The 25,573-nt window shown below is 66.8% G+C and carries 25 protein-coding genes; 22 read left to right on the top strand and 3 right to left on the bottom strand.

Translation table 11 applies throughout. The features are described 5' to 3' along the window. Positions 1-9: 9 nt before the first annotated feature. The 6 genes from dapA (at position 10) to AC5RWD_RS07395 (ending at position 7,556) form a co-directional block, all read left to right on the top strand. On the top strand, positions 10-918 hold the full coding sequence (gene dapA / locus AC5RWD_RS07420; RefSeq protein WP_494019401.1) for a 4-hydroxy-tetrahydrodipicolinate synthase: 909 nt from the start codon (positions 10-12) through the stop codon (positions 916-918). A gap of 42 nt (positions 919-960) precedes the next feature. Further along, entirely contained in the window at positions 961-2,652 is a 1,692-nt protein-coding gene (locus tag AC5RWD_RS07415) for a ribonuclease J (RefSeq protein WP_494019400.1), read from the top strand. 95 nt (positions 2,653-2,747) lie between these two features. Then, positions 2,748-5,636, top strand: coding sequence for an FtsK/SpoIIIE family DNA translocase (locus AC5RWD_RS07410; protein WP_494019399.1), 2,889 nt, complete (start codon positions 2,748-2,750; stop codon positions 5,634-5,636). Between the two features lie 53 nt (positions 5,637-5,689). Continuing rightward, a complete protein-coding gene (gene pgsA / locus AC5RWD_RS07405) occupies positions 5,690-6,430 on the top strand; it encodes a CDP-diacylglycerol--glycerol-3-phosphate 3-phosphatidyltransferase (RefSeq protein ID WP_494019398.1) in 741 nt (246 codons plus the stop codon). Then, positions 6,427-6,912 (top strand): CinA family protein, encoded by a 486-nt coding sequence (locus tag AC5RWD_RS07400; protein WP_494019397.1) that lies wholly within the window; start codon positions 6,427-6,429, stop codon positions 6,910-6,912. The genes pgsA and AC5RWD_RS07400 overlap by 4 nt, the downstream gene beginning before the upstream one ends. 191 nt (positions 6,913-7,103) lie before the next feature. Continuing rightward, complete coding sequence (locus tag AC5RWD_RS07395) at positions 7,104-7,556, top strand: helix-turn-helix domain-containing protein (protein ID WP_494019396.1); 453 nt, start codon at positions 7,104-7,106, stop codon at positions 7,554-7,556. A 98-nt stretch (positions 7,557-7,654) separates the two neighbouring features. Here the strand turns inward: AC5RWD_RS07395 and AC5RWD_RS07390 are convergent, their stop codons facing one another. Further along, positions 7,655-8,164 (bottom strand): MarR family winged helix-turn-helix transcriptional regulator, encoded by a 510-nt coding sequence (locus AC5RWD_RS07390; RefSeq protein WP_494019395.1) that lies wholly within the window; start codon positions 8,162-8,164, stop codon positions 7,655-7,657. Positions 8,165-8,206: 42 nt separating this feature from the next. Here AC5RWD_RS07390 and AC5RWD_RS07385 point away from each other — a divergent pair, with 42 nt between their 5' ends. From AC5RWD_RS07385 to dapF, 7 genes are all read left to right on the top strand, one after another. Continuing rightward, entirely contained in the window at positions 8,207-8,446 is a 240-nt protein-coding gene (locus AC5RWD_RS07385; RefSeq protein ID WP_494019394.1) for a DUF3046 domain-containing protein, read from the top strand. A gap of 211 nt (positions 8,447-8,657) precedes the next feature. Further along, the gene (gene recA / locus AC5RWD_RS07380) at positions 8,658-9,710 is read left to right on the top strand and encodes a recombinase RecA (RefSeq protein WP_494019393.1); all 1,053 of its coding nucleotides are present in this window, start codon (positions 8,658-8,660) and stop codon (positions 9,708-9,710) included. Positions 9,711-9,804: 94 nt separating this feature from the next. Further along, positions 9,805-10,326: a regulatory protein RecX gene (locus AC5RWD_RS07375; protein ID WP_494019491.1), complete on the top strand. Its 522-nt coding sequence runs from the start codon at positions 9,805-9,807 to the stop codon at positions 10,324-10,326. Between the two features lie 38 nt (positions 10,327-10,364). Next, positions 10,365-11,912 carry a tRNA (N6-isopentenyl adenosine(37)-C2)-methylthiotransferase MiaB gene (gene miaB, locus AC5RWD_RS07370; protein ID WP_494019392.1) on the top strand — a complete coding sequence of 516 codons (1,548 nt, stop codon included), beginning with the start codon at positions 10,365-10,367 and terminating at the stop codon, positions 11,910-11,912. 4 nt (positions 11,913-11,916) lie between these two features. Then, the gene (miaA, locus tag AC5RWD_RS07365; RefSeq protein ID WP_494019391.1) at positions 11,917-12,816 is read left to right on the top strand and encodes a tRNA (adenosine(37)-N6)-dimethylallyltransferase MiaA; all 900 of its coding nucleotides are present in this window, start codon (positions 11,917-11,919) and stop codon (positions 12,814-12,816) included. 34 nt (positions 12,817-12,850) lie between these two features. Continuing rightward, on the top strand, positions 12,851-13,822 hold the full coding sequence (locus AC5RWD_RS07360; protein ID WP_494019390.1) for a DMT family transporter: 972 nt from the start codon (positions 12,851-12,853) through the stop codon (positions 13,820-13,822). Further along, complete coding sequence (gene dapF / locus AC5RWD_RS07355) at positions 13,819-14,763, top strand: diaminopimelate epimerase (RefSeq protein ID WP_494019389.1); 945 nt, start codon at positions 13,819-13,821, stop codon at positions 14,761-14,763. Before AC5RWD_RS07360 ends, dapF begins: the two co-directional genes overlap by 4 nt. Here dapF and AC5RWD_RS07350 read toward each other — a convergent pair. After that, positions 14,744-15,358, bottom strand: a complete 615-nt coding sequence (locus tag AC5RWD_RS07350) for a class I SAM-dependent methyltransferase (protein ID WP_494019388.1) — start codon at positions 15,356-15,358, stop codon at positions 14,744-14,746. The genes dapF and AC5RWD_RS07350 overlap by 20 nt on opposite strands. 411 nt (positions 15,359-15,769) lie before the next feature. On the opposite strand from AC5RWD_RS07350, the gene hflX reads away from it, so the two are divergent. Together hflX and AC5RWD_RS07340 are read left to right on the top strand one after the other, a co-directional pair. Beyond that, complete coding sequence (gene hflX, locus AC5RWD_RS07345; protein ID WP_494019387.1) at positions 15,770-17,347, top strand: GTPase HflX; 1,578 nt, start codon at positions 15,770-15,772, stop codon at positions 17,345-17,347. Further along, the gene (locus AC5RWD_RS07340) at positions 17,340-19,400 is read left to right on the top strand and encodes an ATP-dependent DNA helicase (RefSeq protein ID WP_494019386.1); all 2,061 of its coding nucleotides are present in this window, start codon (positions 17,340-17,342) and stop codon (positions 19,398-19,400) included. Before hflX ends, AC5RWD_RS07340 begins: the two co-directional genes overlap by 8 nt. A 100-nt stretch (positions 19,401-19,500) precedes the next feature. On the opposite strand, the gene lexA is transcribed toward AC5RWD_RS07340, so the two are convergent. Continuing rightward, positions 19,501-20,247 (bottom strand): transcriptional repressor LexA, encoded by a 747-nt coding sequence (lexA, locus tag AC5RWD_RS07335; RefSeq protein ID WP_494019385.1) that lies wholly within the window; start codon positions 20,245-20,247, stop codon positions 19,501-19,503. A 309-nt stretch (positions 20,248-20,556) separates the two neighbouring features. Between lexA and AC5RWD_RS07330 the strand changes: the two genes are divergently transcribed. The 7 genes from AC5RWD_RS07330 to AC5RWD_RS07300 all read left to right on the top strand — a co-directional run bounded on the left by AC5RWD_RS07330 (position 20,557) and on the right by AC5RWD_RS07300 (position 25,540). Then, positions 20,557-20,976, top strand: coding sequence for a LysM peptidoglycan-binding domain-containing protein (locus tag AC5RWD_RS07330; RefSeq protein ID WP_494019384.1), 420 nt, complete (start codon positions 20,557-20,559; stop codon positions 20,974-20,976). A gap of 123 nt (positions 20,977-21,099) precedes the next feature. Next, entirely contained in the window at positions 21,100-22,218 is a 1,119-nt protein-coding gene (locus AC5RWD_RS07325; RefSeq protein ID WP_494019383.1) for a histidinol-phosphate transaminase, read from the top strand. A gap of 58 nt (positions 22,219-22,276) precedes the next feature. After that, a complete protein-coding gene (gene hisB, locus AC5RWD_RS07320; RefSeq protein ID WP_387100396.1) occupies positions 22,277-22,903 on the top strand; it encodes an imidazoleglycerol-phosphate dehydratase HisB in 627 nt (208 codons plus the stop codon). Continuing rightward, positions 22,900-23,637, top strand: a complete 738-nt coding sequence (hisH, locus tag AC5RWD_RS07315; RefSeq protein ID WP_494019382.1) for an imidazole glycerol phosphate synthase subunit HisH — start codon at positions 22,900-22,902, stop codon at positions 23,635-23,637. Before hisB ends, hisH begins: the two co-directional genes overlap by 4 nt. Continuing rightward, a complete protein-coding gene (locus AC5RWD_RS07310) occupies positions 23,638-23,796 on the top strand; it encodes a hypothetical protein (RefSeq protein WP_306922126.1) in 159 nt (52 codons plus the stop codon). A 76-nt stretch (positions 23,797-23,872) separates the two neighbouring features. After that, positions 23,873-24,619, top strand: coding sequence for a bifunctional 1-(5-phosphoribosyl)-5-((5-phosphoribosylamino)methylideneamino)imidazole-4-carboxamide isomerase/phosphoribosylanthranilate isomerase PriA (priA, locus tag AC5RWD_RS07305; protein WP_102970896.1), 747 nt, complete (start codon positions 23,873-23,875; stop codon positions 24,617-24,619). A 9-nt stretch (positions 24,620-24,628) separates the two neighbouring features. After that, entirely contained in the window at positions 24,629-25,540 is a 912-nt protein-coding gene (locus AC5RWD_RS07300; protein WP_494019381.1) for an SseB family protein, read from the top strand. Positions 25,541-25,573 lie beyond the last annotated feature (33 nt).

The raw sequence follows: 25,573 nt of genomic DNA, 5'->3' as shown, positions 1-25,573 counted from the left end.
GTTTTTCCCATGGCTGACACTTCCGCGAACATTCCTGCCCTGGGCACCCTCCTGACCGCCATGGTCACCCCGTTCTCCACTGACGGCAAGGTCGATTACCAGCAGGCCGCGGAACTGGCCAGCAAGCTCGTTGACGACGGCTGCGACGGCCTCGTCGTCACAGGGACCACCGGCGAGACGTCCACCCTCACCGACGAGGAGAACCTCGGCATGTTCCGCGCCGTGATGGAAGCCGTTGGCGGGCGCGCCGCCGTCATCGCCGGCACCGGAACCAACGACACCGCCCACTCCGTGCACCTGTCCCAGGAAGCCGCAAAGCTGGGCGTCGACGGCCTGCTGATCGTCACGCCCTACTACAACAAGCCCAGCCAGGCCGGCGTCCGGGCGCACTTTGAGACGGTCGCCTCCGCCACGGACCTGCCCGTCATGCTCTACGACATCCCCGGACGGTCCTCCATCGAGATCGCGCCGGACACCATGATCCGCCTGGCCCAGCACCCGAACATCGTTGCCGTCAAGGACGCCAAGGCCGACTTCGCTGCCGCCACCCGCGTTCTGGCCGAGACCGACCTTGCCTTCTACTCCGGCGATGACGGCCTGACCCTGCAGTGGATGGCCCTGGGCGCTGTGGGCCTCGTGGGCGTCACCACGCACGTCGCCACCCGCCGCTTCCGCGAACTCATCGACGCGATCAACGCGAATGACCTCGGGACTGCCCGCAAGATCAACTTTGAGCTTGAGCCGGTCGTGCGCGCAACGATGACCCGGGTCCAAGGTGCCGTTGCCGCCAAACAAATTCTTAAATGGCAGGGAGTCCTGCCCAACTCGATTGTCCGCTTGCCCCTCGTGGAGCCGGACGAAGCCGAGATCGAAACCATCCGCGAGGACTTGGCGGAAGGAGGGCTGGTCTTTTCCTGACGGACTGAGACCGGCACTCTTCCGTCTGGAAAGAAGTGCATTATGACCCAAGTTGCCCTCCCCGGCCTCGTTACGCCTCCCCGCCTTCCCCAAGGCACCCTGCGGATTGTTCCGCTGGGCGGGCTGGGCGAAATCGGCCGGAACATGGCTGTGTTCGAAATCGACGGCAAGCTGCTGGTTGTCGACTGCGGCGTCCTCTTCCCCGAGGAAACCCAGCCCGGCGTTGACCTGATCCTGCCCGATTTCTCCTACATCGAGGACCGGATCGATGACATCGTCGCCGTGGTCCTCACCCACGGCCATGAGGACCACATCGGAGCTGTTCCATATCTGCTGCGGCTCCGCAACGACATTCCGCTCGTGGGCTCCCAGCTGACGCTGGCGCTGATTGAGGCCAAGCTGCAGGAGCACCGGATCAAGCCCTACACGCTGTCCGTCACCGAGGGACAGGTAGAGCAGTTCGGCCCGTTCCAGTGTGAGTTCGTGGCCGTCAACCACTCCATCCCGGACGCCCTGGCCGTCTTCATCCGCACGGCCGGCGGCACGGTGCTGCATACCGGCGACTTCAAGATGGACCAGCTGCCCCTCGACGGCCGCATCACCGATCTCCGGCATTTCGCCAAGCTGGGTGAAGAAGGCGTGGACCTGTTCATGTCCGACTCCACCAACGCCGACGTCCCGGGATTCACCACCGCGGAGAAGGAGATCGGTCCCACCCTGGACCGGCTCTTCGCCCAGGCCACCAAGCGCATCATCGTCGCATCGTTCTCCTCGCACGTCCACAGGGTGCAGCAGGTCCTGGACGCCGCAGCCAAGCACGGCCGCAACGTCGCCTTCGTGGGACGTTCCATGGTGCGGAACATGGCCATCGCCGCCAAACTTGGCTACCTGCACGTGCCGGACGGCATCGTTGTGGATCTGAAAAACGTCGACACGCTGCCCGACAACCGGGTAGTGCTGATGTCCACCGGCTCCCAGGGCGAACCCATGGCCGCGCTGTCACGCATGGCCAACGGCGACCACCGCGTGGTGGTGGGCCAGGGCGACACCGTCATCCTGGCGTCCAGCCTCATCCCCGGCAACGAGAACGCCGTCTTCCGCATCATCAACGGCCTGCTGAAGCTCGGCGCCGACGTGATCCACAAGGGCAATGCCAAGGTCCATGTGTCCGGCCACGCCGCGGCAGGGGAGCTGCTTTACTGCTACAACATCCTCGAGCCGCTCAATGCCATGCCGGTGCACGGCGAGACGCGCCACCTGATCGCCAACGGCAAGATCGCGGAGGAGTCGGGCGTTCCGGCGGCCAGCATCCTGCTGGCGGACAACGGCACGGTGATCGACCTCCGGGACCACCAGGCCGACATCGTGGGGCAGATTGAGGTCGGCTTCGTGTATGTGGACGGCTCCAGCGTCGGCGAAATCACCGACGCCGACCTCAAGGACCGCCGCGTCCTGGGCGACGAAGGTTTCATCTCCATCATCACGGTGATCAACCGGGCCACCGGCAAGGTGGTCTCGGGACCCGAGATCCACGCCCGCGGCGTAGCCGAGGACGACTCGGTCTTCGACGACATCATTCCCAAGATCAACGCCGCGCTGGAGGAGGCCGTGCTCAGCAACGCGGACCACACCAACCACCAGCTGCAGCAGATCGTCCGCCGGATCGTCGGCACGTGGGTCAACCGCAAGCTGCGCCGGCGCCCCATGATCATCCCGGTGGTCCTGGAGGCCTGACTGACGGTTCCGGCGGGGCTGGCCATGCCTGAACACAGCCCCCGACGGCCCGGAAATCCGCGGCTCCGCGGCTGCAGTGGAGTACCGTGGCAGATATGGCCACTCGTACTTCCCCCGCGCCAAAACGTACCTCCAGCAGCAAAACGGGCGCATCCGCAGGCCGCAGCGGCTCCTCGGCCGCCAAATCCGGCCGGGCAGGATCATCCGGCGGCAGCGCCCGCACGCGCCAGCTTCCCGCCGTCGAACACCGGCAGCCCTGGCTGCTGCGGGTGGCCGGCGGGGCCTGGCTGGGCATCGGCCACCTGGTGGGCGCGGGAGTGCGCCGCATCGGCCAGGACGTCAGCGACCTGGCCCCGGAAGACCGCCGTGACGGCGCCGCCCTGTTCAACCTGGCCCTGGCGGTCTTCATCGCCACCTTCGCCTGGTGGGGTTTCCGCGGCTGGTTCCCGGACGCTGTCTACGCCGTGGTCAACGGCACTTTCGGCTGGATGTCGCTGGTCCTGCCGCTCATGCTTTTCGTGTGCGCCTGCAGGCTGTTCCGGCAGCCTGTAGACGGCCGCGGCAACAACCGCGTGGGCATCGGTTTCCTCATCATGACGTTCGCCGGCTGCGGCATCGCGCACATCGTGGGCGGCCAGCCGACCGTCAGCGAGGGTTTCGACGGGCTGCGGCAGGCCGGCGGCATGCTGGGATTCCTGGCGGCCTCCCCGCTGGCCGCCATCCACCCCGCCGTCCCCGTGGTCCTGTACGGGCTACTGGCCTTCGTGTCGGTACTCATCGTCACGGCCACGCCGTTCGGGGCGATTCCGCGGCGCTTGCGCGGTGCCTATGAGCACCTGATGGGCATCGACCTTCAGGAGAACGACCGCGACGCCCACGACCGCAGCTACCTGTACGAAAACACCCCTCCCGCCCCGAAGAAGAAGCGCAAGCGGTTCTTTGGCAAGGACCAGGAAACCGACCCCAAGCTGGAGGGCTACGTCGGAGACGAAGCCTTTGAGCACGCCGTAATCGACGACGACGATCCGTCACAGTCCGCCGGCAAGGACACCCCCGCCGTGGCCCCCGGAGTCCGCCGTCCCACCCAGGCGGAGATCGCCGTCGAGAAGATCAAGGCAGCCCAGGGACTCGGCGCTAAGGGCGCCGACGCCGAGAACGCCACCGAAGCCATCCCGCTCGTGGTCCCCGGCATGGCCGGTTCGACGAATGCACCCGCTGCAGCTCCCGCTGCCGCCGTTCAGGTGCCCTCCAAACCGGTGGCGCCGGCGCCGCTGCCCACCCCCATTCCGCAGCGCACGGAGCAGTTGTCCCTCGCGGGCGACGTCACGTACACGCTGCCGTCGTCAGATGTGCTGACGCCCGGTTCCATTCCCAAGGAGCGCACCGAAGCCAACGACGCCGTCGTGGCCGCCCTCACGGACACGCTCCAGCAGTTCAACGTGGACGCCTCCGTAACCGGTTTCAGCCGGGGCCCGACCGTGACCCGCTATGAGATCGAACTGGCGCCAGGCACCAAGGTGGAGCGGGTCACCGCGCTCTCCAAGAACATCTCCTACGCCGTTGCCTCCAGCGACGTCCGGATCCTCAGCCCCATTCCCGGCAAGTCGGCCATCGGTATCGAGATCCCCAACACGGACCGTGAGACGGTCTCGCTGGGCGATGTCCTCCGCAGCCAGAACGCGCGCCGCACGGACCACCCCATGGTCATGGGCGTCGGCAAGGACGTCGAGGGCGGCTACGTCGTGGCCAACCTTGCGAAAATGCCCCACCTGCTCGTGGCCGGTGCCACCGGTGCAGGTAAATCCTCGTTCGTGAACTCCATGATCACGTCCCTGCTGATGCGCGCCACCCCGGACGAGGTCCGCATGGTCATGGTGGACCCCAAACGCGTGGAACTCACCGCCTACGAAGGCGTGCCCCACCTCATCACCCCCATCATCACCAACCCCAAAAAGGCAGCCGAAGCGCTCCAGTGGGTGGTCCGCGAAATGGACGCCCGTTATGACGACCTCGCCAACTACGGCTTCAAGCACGTCGATGATTTCAACAAGGCAGTCCGCGCCGGCAAGGTCCACCCGCCCGTAGACTCCAAGCGTGTCATCCGGCCCTACCCCTACCTCCTGGTGATCGTCGATGAGCTCGCCGACCTGATGATGGTGGCGCCGCGCGATGTCGAGGACTCCATCGTCCGCATCACGCAGCTGGCCCGGGCCGCCGGCATCCACCTGGTGCTCGCCACGCAGCGCCCGTCCGTTGACGTGGTCACCGGCCTGATCAAGGCCAACGTGCCGTCCCGCATGGCCTTCGCCACCTCATCCGTGACCGACTCCCGCGTGGTCCTGGACCAGCCCGGCGCGGAGAAGCTCATCGGGCAGGGTGACGCCCTGTTCCTGCCCATGGGTGCCTCCAAGGCCATGCGAGTCCAGGGCGCCTGGGTTACCGAGTCCGAGATCCACAAGGTGGTTGAACACGTCAAGGGCCAGCTCCAGGCCGTTTACCGCGATGACGTCGCACCCGAAGCGCAGAAGAAGCAGATCGACGACGACATCGGTGACGACCTCGAGGTGCTGCTGCAGGCCACAGAGCTCGTGGTCACCACACAGTTCGGCTCGACGTCCATGCTGCAGCGCAAGCTCCGGGTCGGCTTCGCCAAGGCCGGACGCCTCATGGACCTGCTCGAATCACGCGGCGTGGTTGGCCCGTCGGAAGGCTCCAAGGCACGTGATGTGCTGGTCAAGCCGGACGACCTCGCCGCCGTGCTGGCGGCGATGAAGGGCCAGGAGGCCCCGGCGACGGCAGATTCCCACACCGCCGCGCTCAGTGACAACGCCAACGCCAACATCGCGCAGGGCGGCTACGCCGAGGACCTCGTCGCCGCCGACCTGGATAACCGTGCCCAGAGCATTGACTATCACGACGGCGCCGACAGTTCCGGTGACGACGAGGACGGTTCCGAGGACGCCTGGTCCCTCACCGGCCGGTAGTTCCGAGGTGATGAACAAGAAGCCGGCAGTGCCGAAGACGGTAGCCTAGAAGGGTGACTAGCACCGAAGCGACCGCGGCCGGCTCCAACAGCTCCGGGATCTGGAATCTCCCCAACATCCTCACGATGCTCCGCATTGTGCTGGTGCCGTTCTTCGTGTGGTTCCTCATCGCCGACGCTCCGGGGCTGCGGAGCGAGTCCGGCGGGTGGCGCTGGGCAGCAGTGGCGGCGTTCGCCGTCGCGATCTACACGGACAAGCTCGACGGCGACATCGCCCGCAGCAGGGGACTGGTCACCGACTTCGGCAAGATCGCCGATCCGATCGCGGACAAGCTGCTCACGGGCTCGGCGCTGGTCATGCTGAGCGTACTGAACGAGCTGCCATGGTGGATCACCATCGTGATCCTGGTCCGCGAGTGGGGCATCACGGCGCTTCGGTTCTTCGTGATCCGTTACGGCGTCATCCCGGCATCGCGCGGCGGAAAGCTCAAGACGGTCGTCCAGACGGTGGCGATCTTCCTCTACCTTCTTCCTTTGGCATCTGTTGCACCGTGGCTGACCTGGGTGGCCTTAGCGGTGATGCTGGCAGCCGTGCTGATCACCGTCTGGACCGGCGTCGAATACGTCGTCCAGGCGCTGAAAGTCAGGTCGGAGGGGCTCCGCCGGCGCGCCGCCGACCCTGGCCAGCAGGGGAACGCCGGCCCGGACCTCCCCAAGCACGACGCACCCAACCACGAGATCCCCAACCAGGACAACCCCAGCCAGGACATCCCCAAGCAGGAGGGCCAGCCGTGACGAATTTGCACCGGATCGCCGGGGAGGCCGTCGCTGCGGCCGTTGGGCGTGGCGTCACGGTTGCCACCGCGGAGTCACTCACCGCCGGCATGGTCGCCGCCGTATTGGCCGACACTCCGGGGGCGTCTGCCATGCTGCAGGGCGGCGTGGTCTCCTACAACAACACCGTCAAGCGGGACGTTCTTGGCGTCCCGCAAGACCTGCTGGACGCCGTCGGCTCGGTGGACGAGGCGGTGGCTGCCGCCATGGCGCAAGGCGCCCGGCGAATCTGCGGCGCGGACCTGGCCGTCTCCACCACGGGTGTAGCAGGGCCCGACGCGCACGACGGCAAGGCCGTGGGAACGGTGTTTGTGGGCGTCGCCACCGCAGACGGTGTGCAAACCTTTCTCTACAGCTTCCAGGGCACCCGGGCAGAGATCCGCGGGCTGGCCTGTGGCGCTGCTCTGGAGCGTCTACAGGAAGCCCTGGCTGCGTTAAGCTGAGTTTCCGGCGACGCTGACCTGGCCCACTGACTGCGCTAAGCTACCCGGAGTAAGGTTGCCGGGAACAAAAAGCGAGTCCGAATAGTTGTCACATTGTGTCGCCTCTCGCTGAGGGAGGCGCCTAGGATGAAGAGAACATATGCGGTTTACGTCACAGTAAACCGGAACCATGAGGGAGCAAGGCGATACAGATGGTAAAGCAGCCCGTGTCCGTAAACGGCGTTGTCCGCTGGAAGGACGTGGGCCTCGCCGATCAGGCCAAGAGCGAACAAAAGGAGCGCAAGATGGTTGTACTTCGTCACGAAATCGGTGATGTTCTGCGCGATGTCCGCCAGCGTCAAGGGCGTACCCTCCGCGAAGTCTCGCACAGCGCCCGGGTCTCCCTGGGGTACCTGAGTGAAGTGGAACGCGGCCAGAAGGAAGCCTCCTCTGAACTCCTGTCATCGATCTGTTCGGCCTTGGATGTTCCGTTGTCCAGCATGCTCCGCGAGGTCAGCGACCGCGTGGCCGTCGCTGAAGGCGTTGCTGTGCCGGACACCGTGCCGCAGGAATTCTCCCAGCGCTACGGCCGGGAGCTTGAGCGTGACCTGAGCAGCGAGCTTAACAGCGAGCTCGCCACGGAACTGCTCTCCAGCGCCCGGTAAATGAATCCGTCCGGTAACCCAGATCCGGTAATCCGGACCAGATGACTACAGCGAAGGCCTCCGGCACAGTGCCGGAGGCCTTCGTCGTGCCCTGAAAACTAGGAGACACCGTCGCGGGGGAATCCGTCGCGCTCGTACGTGGCGTTAAGTTTTGCCATGTAGGCGGCCAGCGCCTGAAGGTCCTCCACCGGCCATTCGCCCAGCCGCTCCCGGAAAACCTGCCGCCGGGCATCCTGCACCTGATGCATCTTCTCTTCGCCCTCGGCGGTAAGCCGGATGGTTTGCGCCCGGCCGTCCAGCGGGTCGGCTTCCTTGAGTACCAGGCCGATGCTTTCAAGGAACGCGATCTGCCTGCTGACAGACGGCTTGCCGACGCCGATACAGGACGCGAGCTCGGTCAAACGGATCGGGCCGTTCTTGCGGATTACAGTGAGCAGACCGTAGGCTGCGGGCTCCATATCAGGGTGGACCTCGCGCGAAAGCTGCTGGGAAACGGACCGGGCCCGCCTCCAGAAAAGGCTGATCTGATGCTCCACGTTGGTCAGTGCCGTATCAAGCGTGTCCTCGAAGGGGGCAGCGGCTCCGGGGGCTTCAGCGGGGTTGCTCATGGTAACCATTTTAGAGTCAGTGCCCGTGAGAGACTGTATTGAGTGAGGATTAGTGATTTCTGGCGGCTGATGGACGATGAATTCGGGGCTGGCTACTCGCGCGTGCTGGGCAGTTCCCTCGTCCTTGCCGGGGTCGGCGGCCGGACGGCGGACCAGGCCCTCGCCGCGGGCGTTAGTCCCCGCGACATCTGGCTCGCGGTCTGCGACGTGCAGGACGTTCCCGAGGAGCGCCGCCTAGGCCGCGACATCAAGCCGCGCCAGAGCGGACCCGATCTGGTCTGAGTGGTTCCCCTGCCCGGCACGGGAAGCTGCTGACACGCCGACCGATTGTTCGAATATCTGTTCGGGTGCGACTATGCTTTTTGGCAGCGGGTTATCCACATACGCACGCCTTCCCGGTAAGAATGTCAGCGGGTGGCACTAGCGTCGGTGATGACAGACAGAGGGCCGCAGGCGGCCCCTCCAAAGCGAGAAAGCATTAGAGGTGTGAACCATGGCGGCAGCCCCGGATCGTGAAAAAGCGCTTGAAGCAGCGCTCGCGCAGATTGACAAGCAGTTCGGCAAGGGGTCGATCATGCGGCTGGGCGACGAAACGCGCGCCCCCATCGAAGTTATCCCCACCGGCTCCATCGCACTGGACGTCGCACTGGGAATCGGAGGTCTTCCGCGGGGCCGCGTCGTCGAAATCTACGGCCCGGAATCGTCAGGTAAGACCACCGTTGCCCTGCACGCTGTGGCCAACGCCCAGCGCGCCGGCGGCATCGCCGCGTTCATCGACGCCGAACACGCCCTCGACCCCGAGTACGCCGCCAAGCTCGGCGTGGACACGGACGCCCTGCTGGTTTCCCAGCCGGACACCGGTGAGCAGGCCCTGGAGATCATGGACATGCTGGTGGGCTCCGGCTCGCTGGACATCGTGGTCATCGACTCCGTGGCGGCCCTGGTGCCGCGCGCGGAAATCGAAGGCGACATGGGCGACAGCCACGTCGGCCTGCAGGCACGCCTCATGAGCCAGGCCCTGCGAAAGATCACCGGCCGGCTGAGCCAGACCAAGACCACCGCCATCTTCATCAACCAGCTGCGTGAAAAGATCGGCGTGTTCTTCGGCTCTCCGGAAACCACCACCGGTGGTAAGGCGCTGAAGTTCTACGCGTCCGTGCGCATCGACGTCCGCCGCATCCAGACCCTGAAGGAAGGTGCCGATTCTGTCGGCAACCGGACCAAGGCCAAGATCGTCAAGAACAAGATGGCCCCGCCCTTCAAAATCGCCGAATTCGACATCATCTACGGCCAGGGCATCTCCCGTGAGGGCGGCATCATCGACATGGGCGTGGAGCACGGCATCATCAAGAAGTCCGGCTCCTGGTTCACGTACGACGGTGACCAGCTGGGCCAGGGCATGGAGAACTCGCGCCGCTTCCTGCGCGACAACCCGGAACTCGCCGCGGAACTGGAACGGCTCATCAAGGAAAAGCTCGGCGTAGGAGTGAAGCCTGCGGCCGACGCCCCAGCCTCACCGAAGCTGAAGGCCGTTGACGGCCTCTAGCAAGCGCCGGTCCCCTTCGGCCTTCGCCAAGGCCGGAGGGGACCGCACAGCAGGACCCGGCCAGGAACCCGGCGAGGACCGCGACGCAGATCCGGTGTCGGTGGCGCGCGCCATCGTATTGCGCCAGCTGACCGCATCGCCTAAAAGCAGGCTGCAGCTGGAACGCAAGCTGGCAGAGCGCAACGTGCCCGAGGACGTCGCCGCGGCCGTGCTGGACCGTTTCGAAGAGGTCCGGCTCGTTGACGACGCCGAATTTGCGGACATGTGGGTGCGGAGCCGGTCCCAGTCGCGCAGGCTGGCAAAGGGAGCCCTCCGCCGGGAGCTCGCGGACAAGGGCATTGACGCTGACACGGCGGCGGCCGCCCTGGAGCAGCTGAGCGATGAGGACGAAGAAGCCGCCGCACGCCATCTGGTGGAACGCAAGCTGCGGCCTGGGACTGACCTGTCAGACCGGGCGGAGCGTGACAAGACCACAAGGCGGCTCGCGTCCATGCTGGCCCGCAAGGGGTACCAGCCCTCGCAGGCCTTTCGGATCGTGGGGGAGGTCCTGGACGCTGCAGCCGGGGGCGCTCCGGCCGGCGGGGACTCCGTCGGGGCCACCGCCCACTGGGACTGAGCGCACCCGGTACCCGTAGCAGCCGGTACCCTTAATGGGTGAGTCTGACCTATCCTTCCCCCGCATCCGGCACCGAAAATGAACCAACCGGCCGCGCCGCTGTGCCCCGCACCTATCAGGTGCGCACTTTCGGCTGCCAGATGAACGTTCACGACTCCGAGCGCATGGCCGGGATGCTGGAGGCTGCCGGCTATGTGCCGGCGGACGGTGCCCAGGCGGATGTCGTGGTCTTTAACACCTGCGCGGTGCGGGAGAACGCCGACAACAAGCTCTACGGCAACCTCGGCCAGCTGGCGCCGGTCAAGGCAGCCAACCCGGGGATGCAGATCGCGGTCGGTGGCTGCCTCGCCCAGAAGGACCGCGAAACCATTCTGAAGAAGGCGCCCTGGGTCGACGCCGTCTTCGGCACCCACAATGTCGGCGCCCTGCCCGCCCTCCTGGACCGGGCGCGCCACAACAACGAGGCGCAGCTGGAGATCCTCGAGTCGCTGGACGTCTTCCCGTCCACGCTGCCCACCAAGCGCGACTCGGTCTATTCCGGCTGGGTGTCCATATCGGTCGGCTGCAACAACACCTGCACCTTCTGCATCGTCCCTGCCCTGCGCGGCAAGGAAAAGGACCGCCGGCCCGGCGAGATCCTCGCCGAGGTCCAGGCACTGGTGGACGACGGCGCCATCGAAGTGACGCTGCTCGGCCAGAACGTGAACTCGTACGGGGTGGAGTTCGGTGACCGCCAGGCCTTCTCCAAACTGCTCCGCGCCTGCGGCGAGATCCCGGGCCTGGAACGGGTACGGTTCACCAGCCCCCATCCGGCCGCGTTCACCGATGACGTCATCGACGCCATGGCCGAGACGCCCAACGTTATGCCGCAGCTCCACATGCCGCTCCAGTCGGGCTCGGACAAGGTCCTTCGTGACATGAAGCGTTCCTACCGGTCAGCGAAGTTCCTCGGCATCCTGGACAAGGTCCGCGCCAAAATGCCGCATGCCGCGATCTCCACCGACATCATCGTCGGTTTCCCCGGGGAGACGGAGGAGGATTTCCAGGCAACCCTGGACGTCGTCGAAAAGTCACGCTTCGCCACCGCCTTCACCTTTCAGTACTCCAAGCGGCCCGGCACGCCCGCCGCGGACCTCCCAGACCAGCTGCCCAAGGCTGTGGTGCAGGAACGCTTTGAGCGACTCACCGCGCTCCAAGACCGGATCGCTGCGGAAGAGAACGCCAAACAGCTGGGGCGCCGCGTCGAGGTCATGGTGACTGCCCAGTCCGGCCGCAAATCCGAGGAAACCCACCGCCTCTCGGGCCGCTCCCAGGACCAGCGCCTGGTCCACTTCACGGTGCCCGAAGGCGCCCCTGCCCCGCGGCCCGGAGACCTGGTGACCGTCACCATCACCGAAGCCGCCGCCTTCCACCTGATCGCCGATCCGGCAACAACGGACGACTACTCCCTGCGCCGGTCCCGCGCCGGTGATGCCTGGGACAGGTCGCAGGCCGACTCCTGCGGTGCGCCGGCGCCTGGTGCGACGGCGGCAGGCAAGACCGGCGTGTCGCTCGGCATGCCCTCGCTCCCGGTGCGGAGCCGCTGACCCGGTGGCGGGCCAACCCCCCGTCATAGCGGTCGTCGGACCCACCGGATCGGGAAAGTCCGACCTCGCCGTCGAACTGGCCCTGGCCCTGGATGGCGAGGTGATCAACGCCGACGCCATGCAGTTCTACCGCGGCATGGACATCGGCACCGCCAAGGTCACCGAAGCCGAACAGCGGGGCGTCCGGCACCACCTCCTGGACATCCTGGACGTGACGCAGGAGGCGTCGGTCTCGGACTTCCAGCAGCAGGCGCGCAACGCCATCGCCGACATCCACCGGCGCGGCAGGCGCGCCATCCTGGCCGGCGGGTCGGGCCTGTATGTCCGCGCCGCCCTCGACGTGTTGGACTTTCCGGGAACCGATCCGGAAATCCGCTCCCGGCTCGAACAGGAGAACGCCGAGGCAGGCACTGCGCTGCTGGTGGACCGCCTCCGCGCCGTGGATCCCGTCTCCGCCGGACGCCTCGGCGACGCCCGCCGCATCATCCGCGCGCTGGAGGTGTTCGAACTGACGGGACGCCCGTTCAGTTCCTTCATGCCGACACGCGAGTACCACCAGCCGGCCGTCCAGGTCGGCCTGGAGGTGGACCGTGAGCAGCTGCGCGACCGGCTCGCCGTCCGCGTGCACCGGATGGTAAAGCGGGGCCTGCTGGCGGAAGTCGAACGGCTGGACGCCCAGGGCCTGCGCCGCGGAAAGACCGCCCCGCGCGCACTGGGCTATGCCCAGTTCCTCAAAGTGCTCGACGGCGAAGCGGACGTAGCGCAGGCAGCGGAGGAAACCATCGTGGCCACCAGGCAGTTCGCGCGCCGGCAGCTGACGTGGTTCCGGGCCGACCCCCGCATCAGCTGGCTGGACTGGCAGGACCCTGAGCTGGCGGCCAAGGCAGCCGACCTCTGCCGCTGAGCCGGCCACCAACTCACTGGTAGAAAAGACCTTGATGAGCTTCGCCGCTGCCACCAAACCAAAGCACGCCTCGGGGCGGACCCTGACCGTTGCGGTCGCTTCGCTGCTGGGAGCGACGCTGTTCTGGGCCGGCAACTACATTGTTGGGGCCGGGGCGGTTGAAGAGATCGACCCTCTCAGCCTGGTCCTGCTGCGCTGGTCGCTCGCTCTGGTCCCGCTGCTCGCTATCGCACAGATTGCAGAGCGGCCGCAATGGCGTCAGGTGCTGGCCGCCTGGCCCTGGCTGATTGCCCTGAGCGTGTTCGGACTGCTGGGTTACAACCTGCTTCTTTACACAGCACTGCAGCACACAGATGCATTCAGCGCTTCCCTCATCAATGCGTTCAACCCGGCCCTCATCACGTTGGCCGCTGCCGTATTCCTGCGCGAACGCCTGACGCGCAGGGCAGTTGGCGGCGTACTGGTCGCGCTTGCCGGGGTGCTGCTTGTCCTGAGCAACGGCGATCCGGGCAGGCTGTTGCAGGCCGGCTTCGGGACGGGTGAGCTGTTCATGATCGGTGCCATTGCCGCGTGGTCCGCCTATACGATCACCGGGCGCCTGGCTCCGCCGCTGCCTCCGATTACCGCCACGGCCATCCAGGCCGCAATCACCATGGTGGTGCTCACGCCACTCAGCCTCGCCGCCGGCGGTCCCGCCCTGCCATCCTCACCTGGCGCGACTGCTTCCCTGGCCTTCATTGCACTCTTCCCGTCGGTGCTGTCCTACCTGCTCTGGAACCGTGCGCTGTCAGTCATCCCTGCCGGCAAGGCCGGAGTGTTCCTCAACCTCATCACCGTCTTCACAGCCCTGTTCACAATCCTCGCCGGGCATCCCTACACCTTTGCCCAGATAGCAGGCGGCGTGATTGTCGTCTCCGGCATCCTCCTAACCAGCACCGGCCCGCTGCGGGGAAGATCCAAGCCGCTTCTCTGGCTCCGCCGGCGGGCGGGTAACCTTGAATCATGAATGAAGCCCTTGCAGAAACTGTCCTGCCCGCCGCCACCACACTGAGCGGACTGCGGTTCTCAAAGGGCCATGGAACTGGCAACGACTTCGTCCTGGTTGCTGACCCCGAGGGCGTGCACGCCATCTCTGCGGAGCAGGTCGCCCAGCTGTGCGACCGCCATCGTGGCATCGGCGGTGACGGCCTCATCCGGGCCGTCCCGTCCCGGCTCCTTGACGAGGGCCGGCAGCTTCTTACCGAGAACCCCGACGCCGAGTGGTTCATGGATTACCGCAACGGTGACGGTTCCCTGTCGGAGATGTGCGGCAACGGTGTGCGCGTGTTCGTCCACTTCCTTCTCGCCGAAGGCCTGGCGGAGCTCCCTGCCGGCGGCTCACTGACCATCGGCACCCGCGGCGGCGTCAAGACCATTGTCCGCACTGGTGACGGCTACGCCGTCGATATGGGCCCCTGGGAGTTCATCTTCCCGGACGAGGCAGCGGCCCGGGCCATGGATTCGCTGGTCAGTGCCGACGGACTCGAGGTGCCGCGGCCGGCGCTGTCCGTCAGCATGGGCAACCCCCACACAGTCGTTGCCCTGGCAGAGCTGTCCGAACTCCGGGACACCCGGCTTTTCACCGCCCCGCATGTTGACCCGACACCGGCCAACGGCACCAACGTCGAGTTTGTTGTCCCGGCGGAGCCGCTGGTGCACGACGGCGTGGGCACCGTCACCATGCGGGTCCATGAACGCGGCGTCGGCGAAACCCAGTCCTGCGGCACCGGCGCCTGCGCCGCAGCCGTGGCCATCCGCCACTGGGCCGGGCAGGGAGCCCCGGACACCTGGCAGGTAAAGGTGCCCGGCGGCGTGGTGGGCGTGAAATTCTTCACCGTCGCCGGCGGCCGCGAGCACGTTGAACTCAGCGGACCGGCAACGATCGTTGCTACCGGGACGCTTTCCTGACCCGCAGGATCCTGAACGCCTTGGACGTGCTTTCGCGCGTCACGGTGAAGGAGTCGTCCAGAGCCTCCGCCAGCCAGCGCTGAAGCGAATCGGAGCCCAGGTTTTTCTGCACCACCAGCCACGCCGAGCCGCCCGGCGCCAGCCTCGGCAGCCAGAGCAGCAGGAGTGAGTGCAGTTCATCCTTGCCGATCCGGATCGGCGGGTTGGACCAGATGGTGTCGAAGCGGATTTCGGGGTCCACGGCTTCCGGCGTGCTGGCCGTGACGTTGTTCAGCCCCAGCAGTCCGGCGTTTTCGTTGGTGAGCGCGATGCAGCGTTCGTTGACGTCCACTGCGTACACCTGTGCGTGCGGTGCCCGCAGCGCCATGGTCAGGGCGATGGGTCCCCAGCCGCAGCCGATGTCGAGCAGGTTTCCCTGCGGCGCGGGGGCAGGCACATCGGCCAGCAGGATGGCCGTCCCCTTGTCGATTCCGTCCGGGCTGAAGATGCCTGACGAGGTCTGCAGCTTCCGCGTTTCACCAGCCAGTTCCACTGTGAGGGGCTTGCGGGTGAAGGGCCCCGCAGGTGAGGCGCTGAAATAGTGGGCAGACTCCATAACTGGCCAGATTAGTGGTCCGCCCGGCTGATGGGAAACCGGCCAGGTGCGAAAGCAAGTGGACGTGTTCTGCTATCCTTGGACGCATGTTCCTGATTTTTGAGTAGCCGGCTTTCTTTGCCCGCGGCCTTCAGCCGCCGGTACCGGCCCGGGGCTCCCCTCCGATGCGATGCAGGTTTACCGCCTTCCGCCGGAGCGCAGCCTAAAACGCGGCGCAGCTTCAAACGCAGCAGCCTAAAAGCAGCGCAGCCCAACCAGCACTCGATCAGTCCACTTCCCGCCGCCCAGCGTGTCCGCTGCCGGCATGTCAGGAGTACCTCCATGACCCCTCGCAGTCAGCCCAGCGCGAATACCGCTGCCAAGGGCGGCAATCAGCACTATTCTGAAGATGCAGAACCTTCAAAGGAGACCATGACCAATCAGCAAAATTCCGGATCCGAGCCAGCCGCCCAGGACATGAGTCCCGAGGAGATCCAGGCTGTCATCGACCGGATTCTCGCCAAGGATGTACCGGCCAGGAACGCAGCGGCAGCCGACGGCGGCCGCGCCGACAGCAAGGGTGTCCTGGGCAAGGCGCAGGCCATCTCGCAGCTCGCCGAAGAGCACAGCACGTTCGACGGCGACCAGCAGGACCTCGAGGAACGCCGTGCACTGCGGCGCACGGCCGGGCTGTCCACCGAACTCGAAGACGTCACTGAAGTTGAATACCGGCAGCTGCGCCTGGAGCGCGTTGTTCTCGCCGGCCTCTGGAGCGAAGGCACCCTCGCCGACGCCGAAAACTCGCTGCGCGAACTCGCCGCGCTGGCGGAAACAGCCGGCTCGGAAGTCCTCGACGGGCTGGTCCAGCGGCGGGCCAAGCCGGACCCAGGCACGTTCCTTGGGGCGGGCAAGGCTCTCGAGCTCAAGGACGTCGTGATGTCCACCGGCGCGGACACCGTTGTAGTGGATGCCGAACTCGCCCCGTCCCAGCGGCGTGGCCTTGAAGACATCGTCAAGGTGAAGGTCATCGACCGCACGGCCCTGATCCTCGATATCTTTGCCCAGCACGCCAAGAGCCGTGAAGGCAAGGCCCAGGTGGAGCTGGCGCAGCTCGAATACCTCCTCCCGCGCCTCCGCGGCTGGGGTGAATCCATGTCCCGCCAGGCCGGTGGCCAGGTGGGCGGCGCAGGCGCCGGCATGGGCTCGCGTGGTCCCGGTGAAACCAAGATCGAACTGGACCGGCGGAGGATCCGCACGCGGATGGCCAAGCTGCGGCGCGAAATCGCCGCGATGAAGCCGGCACGGGAAACCAAACGGGCCAACCGCCGTCGTAATGAAGTTCCGTCAGTAGCCATCGCCGGATACACCAACGCCGGCAAATCCTCGCTGCTGAACCGCCTGACCGACGCGGGCGTGCTGGTGGAGAACGCGCTGTTCGCCACCCTGGACCCCACCGTCCGCAAGGCCGAGACCGCCGACGGCGTTGGCTACACGCTGGCCGACACCGTGGGCTTCGTCCGGTCCCTTCCCACCCAGCTCGTGGAGGCCTTCCGCTCCACGCTGGAGGAAGTGGCGGATGCAGACCTGATCCTGCACGTCGTGGACGTGTCCCACCCCGATCCGGAAGGCCAGATCGCCGCCGTGCGCTCGGTGTTCGCTGAGGTGGACGCCCGCAAGGTGCCCGAGATCATCGTCCTGAACAAGGCGGACGCCGCCGACCCGTTTGTGGTGGAGCGGCTCAAGCAGCGCGAACCGCGGCATGTCGTTGTTTCGGCGCGTACGGGCGAGGGCATTGCCGAACTGCTCAACGCCATCAGTGAGGCTATCCCGCGGCCGAACGTCAAGATGCAGCTGCTCGTCCCGTACCACCGGGGCGATCTGATCAGCAAGCTCCACGACTCCGACGCGGAGATCCTGAGCCTGGATCACGAAGAGGGCGGCACCCGCGCCGTGGTCATGGTCCGGGAAGGCCTCGCGGCTGAACTGGAATCCTTCAGCACCGATGACTGACGAGGCGGCACCCGCCGGGGCCGCGGCCACGGCCGGCGAGCAGCATGTGCTTGACCTGCTCGACCGCGCCGTGGCGGGCATGGGCGGCCAAAGCCGCAGCGGCCAGCACGAGATGGCCCGGCAGGTGGCGCGCGCCATAGAAACGGGTGATCACCTGCTGGTCCAGGCCGGCACGGGAACGGGCAAGTCGCTGGCCTACCTGGTGCCGCTCATCGCGCACTCGCTCGAGAGCAACAAGCCGGCCCTGGTGTCCACCGCCACCCTGGCCTTGCAGACCCAGATCGTGGGTCGGGACCTTCCCCGGCTCCTGGAAAGCCTCAAGCCCGCACTCGAGCGGCCTGTGAAGGTCGCGCTGGTCAAGGGCCGCGCCAACTACGTGTGCCGGCACAAGCTCGAGGGCGGCTTTCCCTCCGAGGAACCCTCGGAGGGCCAGCTCTTCTCGCTGGGTGAGGACACCAGCGTCCCGCACTTCGCCGCGGCGGTGGGCGGCCCCTCGTCGCAGCTCGGCAAGGAGGTGGTACGGCTCCGCGAATGGGCAGAGCAGACCACCACGGGCGACCGTGACGAACTGCTTCCCGGCGTCACGGACCGGGCCTGGCGGCAGGTGTCCGTCACGTCCATGGAATGCCTCGGCTCGCAGAAATGCCCCCTCGCCGAAGAGTGCTTCAGCGAGCTTGCCCGCCATAACGCCACAGAAGCCGACGTCGTGGTGACAAACCACGCCATGCTGGCCGTCAGTGCCTTCGAAGGCCTGGCGGTGCTGCCGGAGTACGACGTCGTGGTGGTGGACGAGGCCCACGAACTCCAGGACCGGGTGACCGGCGCGGTTTCGGGGCAGCTGTCGGTGGCCATGGTCCACGCCGCAGCGTCCGGCGCCCGCAAGCACACCGGGATCACCGTCGACGCGCTCAACACCGCCGCCGCCAACCTCGAGGTGGCCCTCGCCGGCGTTCCCAGCGGCCTGCTGCCCAACGGCTTGAACGACGAGCAGCTTGACTGCGTGGACCAGCTTCGCGAGGCCTGCCGGGCGGCGCTGTCGGATTCCAAAGGGGACAGCAATACAACGGCCGACGGCGGGCGGCAGCTCGCGCGCTCCCGCCTGCTGGTGATTCTGGAGCTTTGCGAACGGCTCATCGCCGCCCGGGAAAACCGCGAGGTGGTCTGGTTCTCCCGGAACAGCACGTTTGATCCCCAGCAGGGCTACTCTGCGCCCGACGAGACTGCCCCTGCCCTGGTCAACGTCGCCCCGCTGAGCGTTGCCGGCCGGCTCCGGGAAGGCCTGTTCGCCGGGCATACCGTGGTGCTGACGTCGGCCACGCTTGCCATCGGCTCAGCCTTCGAGCCTGCGGCGGGGGGATTGGGCCTGGTCGGGGACGGCGCGCCGAGCTGGACCGGCGTCGACGTGGGTTCGCCCTTCGACTACCCCCGGCAGGGCATCCTCTATGTAGCCGGCCACCTGCCGAAACCTGGCCGCGGCACTTCGCCTGAGGCCCTGGACGAACTCGAGTCACTCATCCGCGCCTCCGGCGGGGGAGCGCTGTGCCTGTTCTCCTCACGCAGGGCGGCCGAGGAAGCCGCGGACGCCCTGCGTGCGCGGCTGGATGTCAGCATCCTGTGCCAGGGCGAATCCACCATGACGGCCCTCGTGAAGCAGTTCGCCGACGAGCCCGACACGTGCCTGTTCGGCACGATGTCACTGTGGCAGGGGGTCGACGTGCCGGGCGGGTCCTGCCGCCTGGTGGTCATTGACAGGATCCCCTTCCCGCGGCCGGACGATCCGCTGATGACCGCCCGGTCCCGGGCCGTTGCCCAGGCCGGCGGCAACGGCTTCATGTCCGTATCCGCCACGCACGCTGCCATCAGGCTCGCCCAGGGGGCGGGACGGCTCATTCGGTCCACGAATGACAAGGGCGTTGTGGCCGTGCTGGATTCCCGGTTGTCCACCGAACGCTACGGCGGGTTCCTGCGGGCCGCCCTGCCGCCCTTCTGGCCGACGACCGACAGGAAGACCGCCATTGCGGCACTCGAAAGGCTCGCCGGAGCACAGGCATAGGAAAGCCCCGGGCTAAAGCTGCCCGGGGCCCAAGGCTCCTTTGCCAGGCTCCCGGCCCAAGGCTCCCATGGGACGTTTTCCGGAAGGGAAGCCCGCGGGGCTACAGCGAGCGGAGTACGGAAACCACTTTGCCCATGACAACCGCGTGGTCGCCGAGGATGGGCTCGTACTGGGTGTTCTGCGGAAGCAGCCACGTGTGGCCGTCCCGCTGCCGGAAGGTCTTGACCGTTGCTTCGTCGTCGAGAAGGGCCGCCACAATGTCGCCGTTGACCGCGTCGCTCTGCCGCCGGACCACCACCCAGTCTCCGTCGCAGATGGCGGCATCCACCATGGAGTCGCCTGCGACCCTGAGCATGAACAGCTCGCCGTGGCCCACCAGCTGGCGGGGCAGCGGCATCAGGTCCTCCACCAGCTGGTCCGCGAGGATGGGACCGCCTGCGGCGATCCGGCCGACCAGCGGCACCATTGCGGTGTCCATCGCGCTGGGCAGTTCGGATACGGAAGCTCCTGCAGGACTCAGGGCCGGGGCCTTGTCCGCGCCGCCGGATTTCCCCGATCCCGCATCCAGGGTGAGCGGCATCAGGACCTCCATGGCGCGGGGACGCTTGGGGTCACGCCGAAGGTAGCCAAGCTTTTCCAGCTGTGAGAGCTGATGGGTCACGCTGGACAGGCTGGCCAGGCCGACGGTGTCGCCGATTTCCCGCATCGACGGGGGATAGCCGTTCTCGTTGACCGAGCGCTGGATGGTTTCCAGGATTTTCTTCTGGCGGGGTGTAAGTCCCTTGGGGGTCCGCTGAGACCGCGGGCTGCGCTGGGGAGCCTTGCCGTCAGAGGCCTGTGCTGCCATGTTCGCCAACGCCTTTCCGTTCCTCCCGGCCGCGGTCGCTGCAGTGGCCGGGAACTTCCGGCCTGAAAAATGTCAGACCCTGCTGATCAACTGCAGATGTGGTTGTTCTGTGATTTCCAACGTAGGCCAGCCATACGGCTTTTTCAAACATTTGTTCTAGCGAGTCTCGACTTAATTCGTTGATAGGTGCTAAAACTAGGAAAAGCAAAGTTCGAACATGTGTTCTAGTGAGGGTTGCTTGTTAGCCCGGTGTTCGAACTGTTTGTTCGAACGCGAGGCAGTACAACTTGGTCCAGGAGGGCTCACGCCATGTCAGCTTCAACACACGCCATCTCAGCTTCAACAGCAGTCCAGTTCGCAGACCCACAGCGCGGCGCGGTGTCGCCGTCCCGTGGAGCGTCCCGCCCGGGCAAGCCGCCGCGCCTTCGCCTTACCCGTCGGGGCCGTATTGTCCTGATCGGACTGCCGCTCGTTCTGCTTGCCGCCGTGATCCTGTCCCTGGCGGGGCTCCTGAACTCGCCGGCCAAGGCTGCGGACAACGCCAGCGGCCTGACTGTCACGCCCGCTGTTTCGGTCACGGTGCAGCCCGGTGAATCGCTCTGGGCGATCGCCGGAAACGTCGATCCGGACCGCGATCCCCGGGACGTGATCGCGGACATCGTCCAGCTCAACGATCTTCAGGCCGGCAAGGTCATGCCCGGCCAGCAGCTGTTTGTGCCGAACAAGTAGGCCTGCTTCCCACCCCTGGCATGAGTCCACCGGCCCCCGAAGCGCGGGCAGCAGTGGACCGTTGCCGGGCGCCGGAACCGTCACAGTTTCCGGCCAGCGCTCCGGGTTCCTTAAACTGTCTAGGTGACTGACCAGCTTGAGCGACTGAACCGACTGCCCCTGCGTACCAACCTGAGGGGGCTGTCCCCTTATGGCGCCCCGCAGCTCGACGTTCCCATCCTGCTCAACGTCAACGAGAACACGCATGGCGTGCCCGCCGACGTGCGGGCAGCCATCACTGCGGCCGTAACGGAGGCCGCCGCCGGTCTCAACCGGTACCCCGACCGCGAATTCACGGAGCTCCGGGAAGCCTTGGCTGAATATCTCGGCCACGGGCTCAGTGCGGACAACCTCTGGGCAGCCAACGGCTCCAACGAAGTTCTCCAGCAGATCCTCCAGGCCTTCGGCGGACCTGGCCGCTCGCTCCTGAGCTTCCCGCCGACGTACTCCATGTACCCGCTCCTGGCCAGCGGCACGGACACGGCGTACATCGCCGGCAAGCGAGCCGATGACTACGGCCTCAGCGCCGAGTCGGCCGCAGGCCAGGTGCGTGAACTCCAGCCCAACATTGTTTTCCTGTGCTCGCCCAACAACCCCACCGGCACGGGCCTGGGCCTTGACGTGGTGGAAGCCGTCTACGAGGCGGGCGAGGCCAGCCAGGCGGTCGTCGTCGTGGACGAGGCCTACCACGAGTTTGCGCACGACGGCACCCCCAGTGCACTGACCCTGCTGCCCGGTCGGGAGCGGCTTATCGTCTCCCGGACCATGAGCAAGGCGTTCGCCCTCGCCGGCGCCCGCCTCGGTTACATGGCAGCGGCCCCGGAGGTGACCGACGCCCTGCGCCTGGTGCGCCTGCCGTACCACCTGTCGGCCGTCACGCAGGCAACCGCCCTCGCGGCGCTGCAGCACCGCGAGGCGCTCATGGCTGACGTCCAGGACATCAAGCGGCAGCGCGACCGGATTGTCGCGGAACTGACGCGGATGGGGCTGCGGCCCGCGGCGTCCGACTCCAACTACGTCTTCTTCGGCGGGCTGGAGAACCCCCACGGGGTCTGGCAGGAACTGCTGGACGCAGGCGTGCTCGTCCGGGATGTCGGCATCGCCGGGCACCTGCGGGTCACTGCCGGTACTGAGACGGAAACCACAGCCTTCCTGGAAGCGCTGGAAAGCATCCTGGCCCGGCAGGCCGCACTTCCGGCCTAAACTGGTACATGGACCAGGTCAGGTCCGCCCCTTCCTTCGTCAAAGGACATCTATCACCATGAGCGACACCGGAACCAAGGCTGCCGAGGCACGGACTGCACGCATGGAGCGCGCCACCAGCGAATCTTCCGTGCTGGTGGAGATCAACCTCGACGGCACCGGAGTGTCGGACATCAGCACGTCGGTCCCTTTCTACGACCACATGCTTACGGCGCTGTGCAAGCACTCACTCATCGACATGACCGTCAAGGCCACCGGCGACACCCACATTGATGTCCACCACACGGTCGAGGATGTTGCCATCACGTTCGGCGAGGTGCTGCGCACCGCCCTGGGCAACAAGGCCGGGATCCGCCGCTTCGGTGAGGCCACCGTGCCGCTGGACGAGGCGCTGGCGCACGCCGTCGTCGACGTCTCCGGCCGGCCCTACCTGGTGCACGGCGGCGAGCCCGCCGGGCAGGAGTACCACCTGATCGGCGGCCACTTCACGGGATCGCTGACCCGGCACGTCTTCGAGGCAATCACGCTGCACGCCGGCATCTGCCTGCACATGAACGTCATCGCCGGCCGCGACCCCCACCACATCGTGGAAGCCCAGTTCAAGGCCTTCGCACGGGCTCTCCGTGCAGCCGTAGAGCCGGATCCCCGCGTCGAAGGCATTCCGTCCACCAAGGGAGCACTGTGACCGGCAAAGTACTGCGCGAAGGCGCGATTATCGATCCGTCCGCAGCGCTGAAGCCGGCCTCCCCGGAGGGCAAGCCCACCGTCACCGTTCTGGACTACGGCTCCGGCAACGTCCGTTCCGCCGTGCGTGCCCTGGAACGGGCCGGTGCCGAGGTCATTTTGAGCTCCAAACCCGAGGACGTGCTGAACGCTGACGGGCTGGTGGTTCCCGGCGTCGGCGCCTTCGAAACGGTCATGCGCGAGCTCAAGGCCGTCGATGGAATCCGCATGATCGGCCGCCGCGTTGCCGGCGGACGTCCGGTCCTCGGCATCTGCGTCGGCCTGCAGGTGCTCTTCGAGGCCGGCGTCGAACACGGAACCGAAGCCGAAGGCATGGGGGAGTGGCCCGGCAAGGTGGAGCTTCTCCCGGCCGAAGTGGTGCCGCACATGGGGTGGAACACCGTCAAGGTCCCGGAAGGCTCACGTCTGTTCGACGGCGTCGAGGGTGAACGCTTCTACTTTGTGCACTCCTACGGCGTCCAGAACTGGGACTTCGACGTGATCCAGCCCCGGATGGCGCCACCCCTGGTCACCTGGTCCGAGCACGGCGGCCCCTTCATCGCCGCCGTGGAAAACGGCCCCCTCTGCGCCACCCAGTTCCACCCGGAGAAATCCGGTGACGCCGGCGCACGGCTGCTCAAAAACTGGGTCGACGGCCTCCGTGGGGCGCATTCCCGGCAGGCGGCGGACGCCTAAATGTGGTCCATCCTCCTAATGGGACTGGCTGGCCTCCTGGTGGGCGGCGGCCTGTCCTTCAGGCAGCAGCGCAAGCCGCTCTGGATCCAGATCGGCTTCTACGTGCTGGCCGCCATGTCGCTGCTGGCCGCATACCTGCTGACCCTTCCCGGCAAGTAACCAACTAACCCGCCGTGTGCGCCGCAGAAGACGGCGCGCACGGGAACCAGCGCCTACAAGAATGAGGAAACCGCCGATGACCAGCCAAAACGAGCTGCCGGTACTTGAACTGCTTCCCGCCGTCGACGTCGTGAACGGCCAGGCCGTCCGCCTGGTCCAGGGCGAGGCCGGCAGCGAGACAAGCTACGGAACGCCGCTGGAGGCGGCGCTCAACTGGCAGCAGCAGGGCGCGGAATGGGTCCACCTGGTGGATCTGGACGCTGCCTTCGGACGCGGCTCAAACGCTGACCTGCTGCGCGAAGTGGTGGGCCGGCTGGACATCAAGGTGGAGCTCTCCGGCGGGCTCCGGGACGATGAATCCCTGGAAAAGGCGCTGGACCTGGGCGTCGCCCGGGTGAACCTCGGCACCGCCGCCCTGGAGAACCCGGACTGGACCGCACGGGCCATCGACCGCTTCGGCGACCGGATCGCCGTCGGCCTGGACGTCCGCGGAACCACTCTCGCCGGCCGCGGCTGGACCAAGGAAGGCGGGGACCTGTGGGACGTGCTGGGCCGCCTCGAAGAGGCCGGCTGTGCACGCTACGTTGTTACCGACGTGACCAAGGACGGCACGCTGCAGGGGCCGAACGTTGAACTCCTGCGGCAGATGGTGGAGAAGACCGGCAAGCCCGTGGTGGCCTCCGGCGGCATTTCCAGCCTCGATGACCTGAAGGTCCTGCGCTCCCTGGTCCCGCTCGGCGTCGAAGGCGCCATTGTTGGCAAAGCCCTGTACGCTGGCGCCTTCACCCTGCCCGAGGCCCTCGACGTCGCCGGACGCCGCTAAGGCATCCCCGTGACCGAGCACCAGCGCCATTCCGCGGACGGCCGTGTACCGGGAGCGGACCTGCCGCCGGCACGACGGCTGCCCGGTCACATCGAGGCCGCCCTCGCCGGGGCAGGTGGCGCAACCGATTCGGCGGGTCAACCCTGGGCCGGGCGCAGCCTCGCCGGTGACGACGCCAAAATCCACAACTTCGAGGACGACGACGGCACCGCCGACGCCGGGTATCTCACCGCACTCTCTGCCCTGGTTGCCGGCGACGGCGACGAGGCCGCGGTGGTTGCCTCGCTGGCCACCGCCCGCGTCTTCGTCCCGGTGGTGGCACGCCTGGCGGAGGAAGCCGAGGGCGCGCATGGGGTGCATGCCGACAAGCAGGCCGACATGGCGCTGGTGACGCTCAAGGCCCCCGACGGCCGCCTCGCCATGCCTGTTTTCACTTCAGCGGCAGCCCTGGCGGCCTGGCACCCGGAGGCGCGGCCCGTGGCGGTCTACGCCGCAAGGGCAGCCCTGTCCGCCGTCGCCGAAGGCGCGGAGCTGCTGGTCGTTGACCCCGGCTCCGAAGTGACCTTCGTGGTCAGGCGCCCCGGCGTCTGGGCCCTCGCGCAGCAGCGTCAATGGGTGCCGGCCTACCTGGACACCGAGCTGGCCGCGGTGCTGCGCGCCGGAGCAGACGGCAAACACGCGGTCCGCGGCCTCGAGGTCCTTCCCGGCGGGGGAGTGGCCACCACCACGGCCTCAGGCAGCCGGATCGGTGGCGGCGGCGCCGGACCGGAACTGCGGGTGGTGCTCTACCTGGCGGACGGGCTTGATGCGGCCGCGGTCCAGGCCCTCGTCGGCGCCCTCCAGAGTGAGTGGAGCCGGAATGTATTGTTTGGTGAGCGCGTTGATTCGATCGAAGTCAAGCTAAGGCGCGCCGCGCAGTAGCCGCCGGCCCAGTGGGTCCGTTCCGGTGCTGCC

This window comes from Arthrobacter sp. CMU6 (genome assembly GCF_059090205.1).
This window is presented reverse-complemented; position numbering and strand designations above follow the sequence as displayed.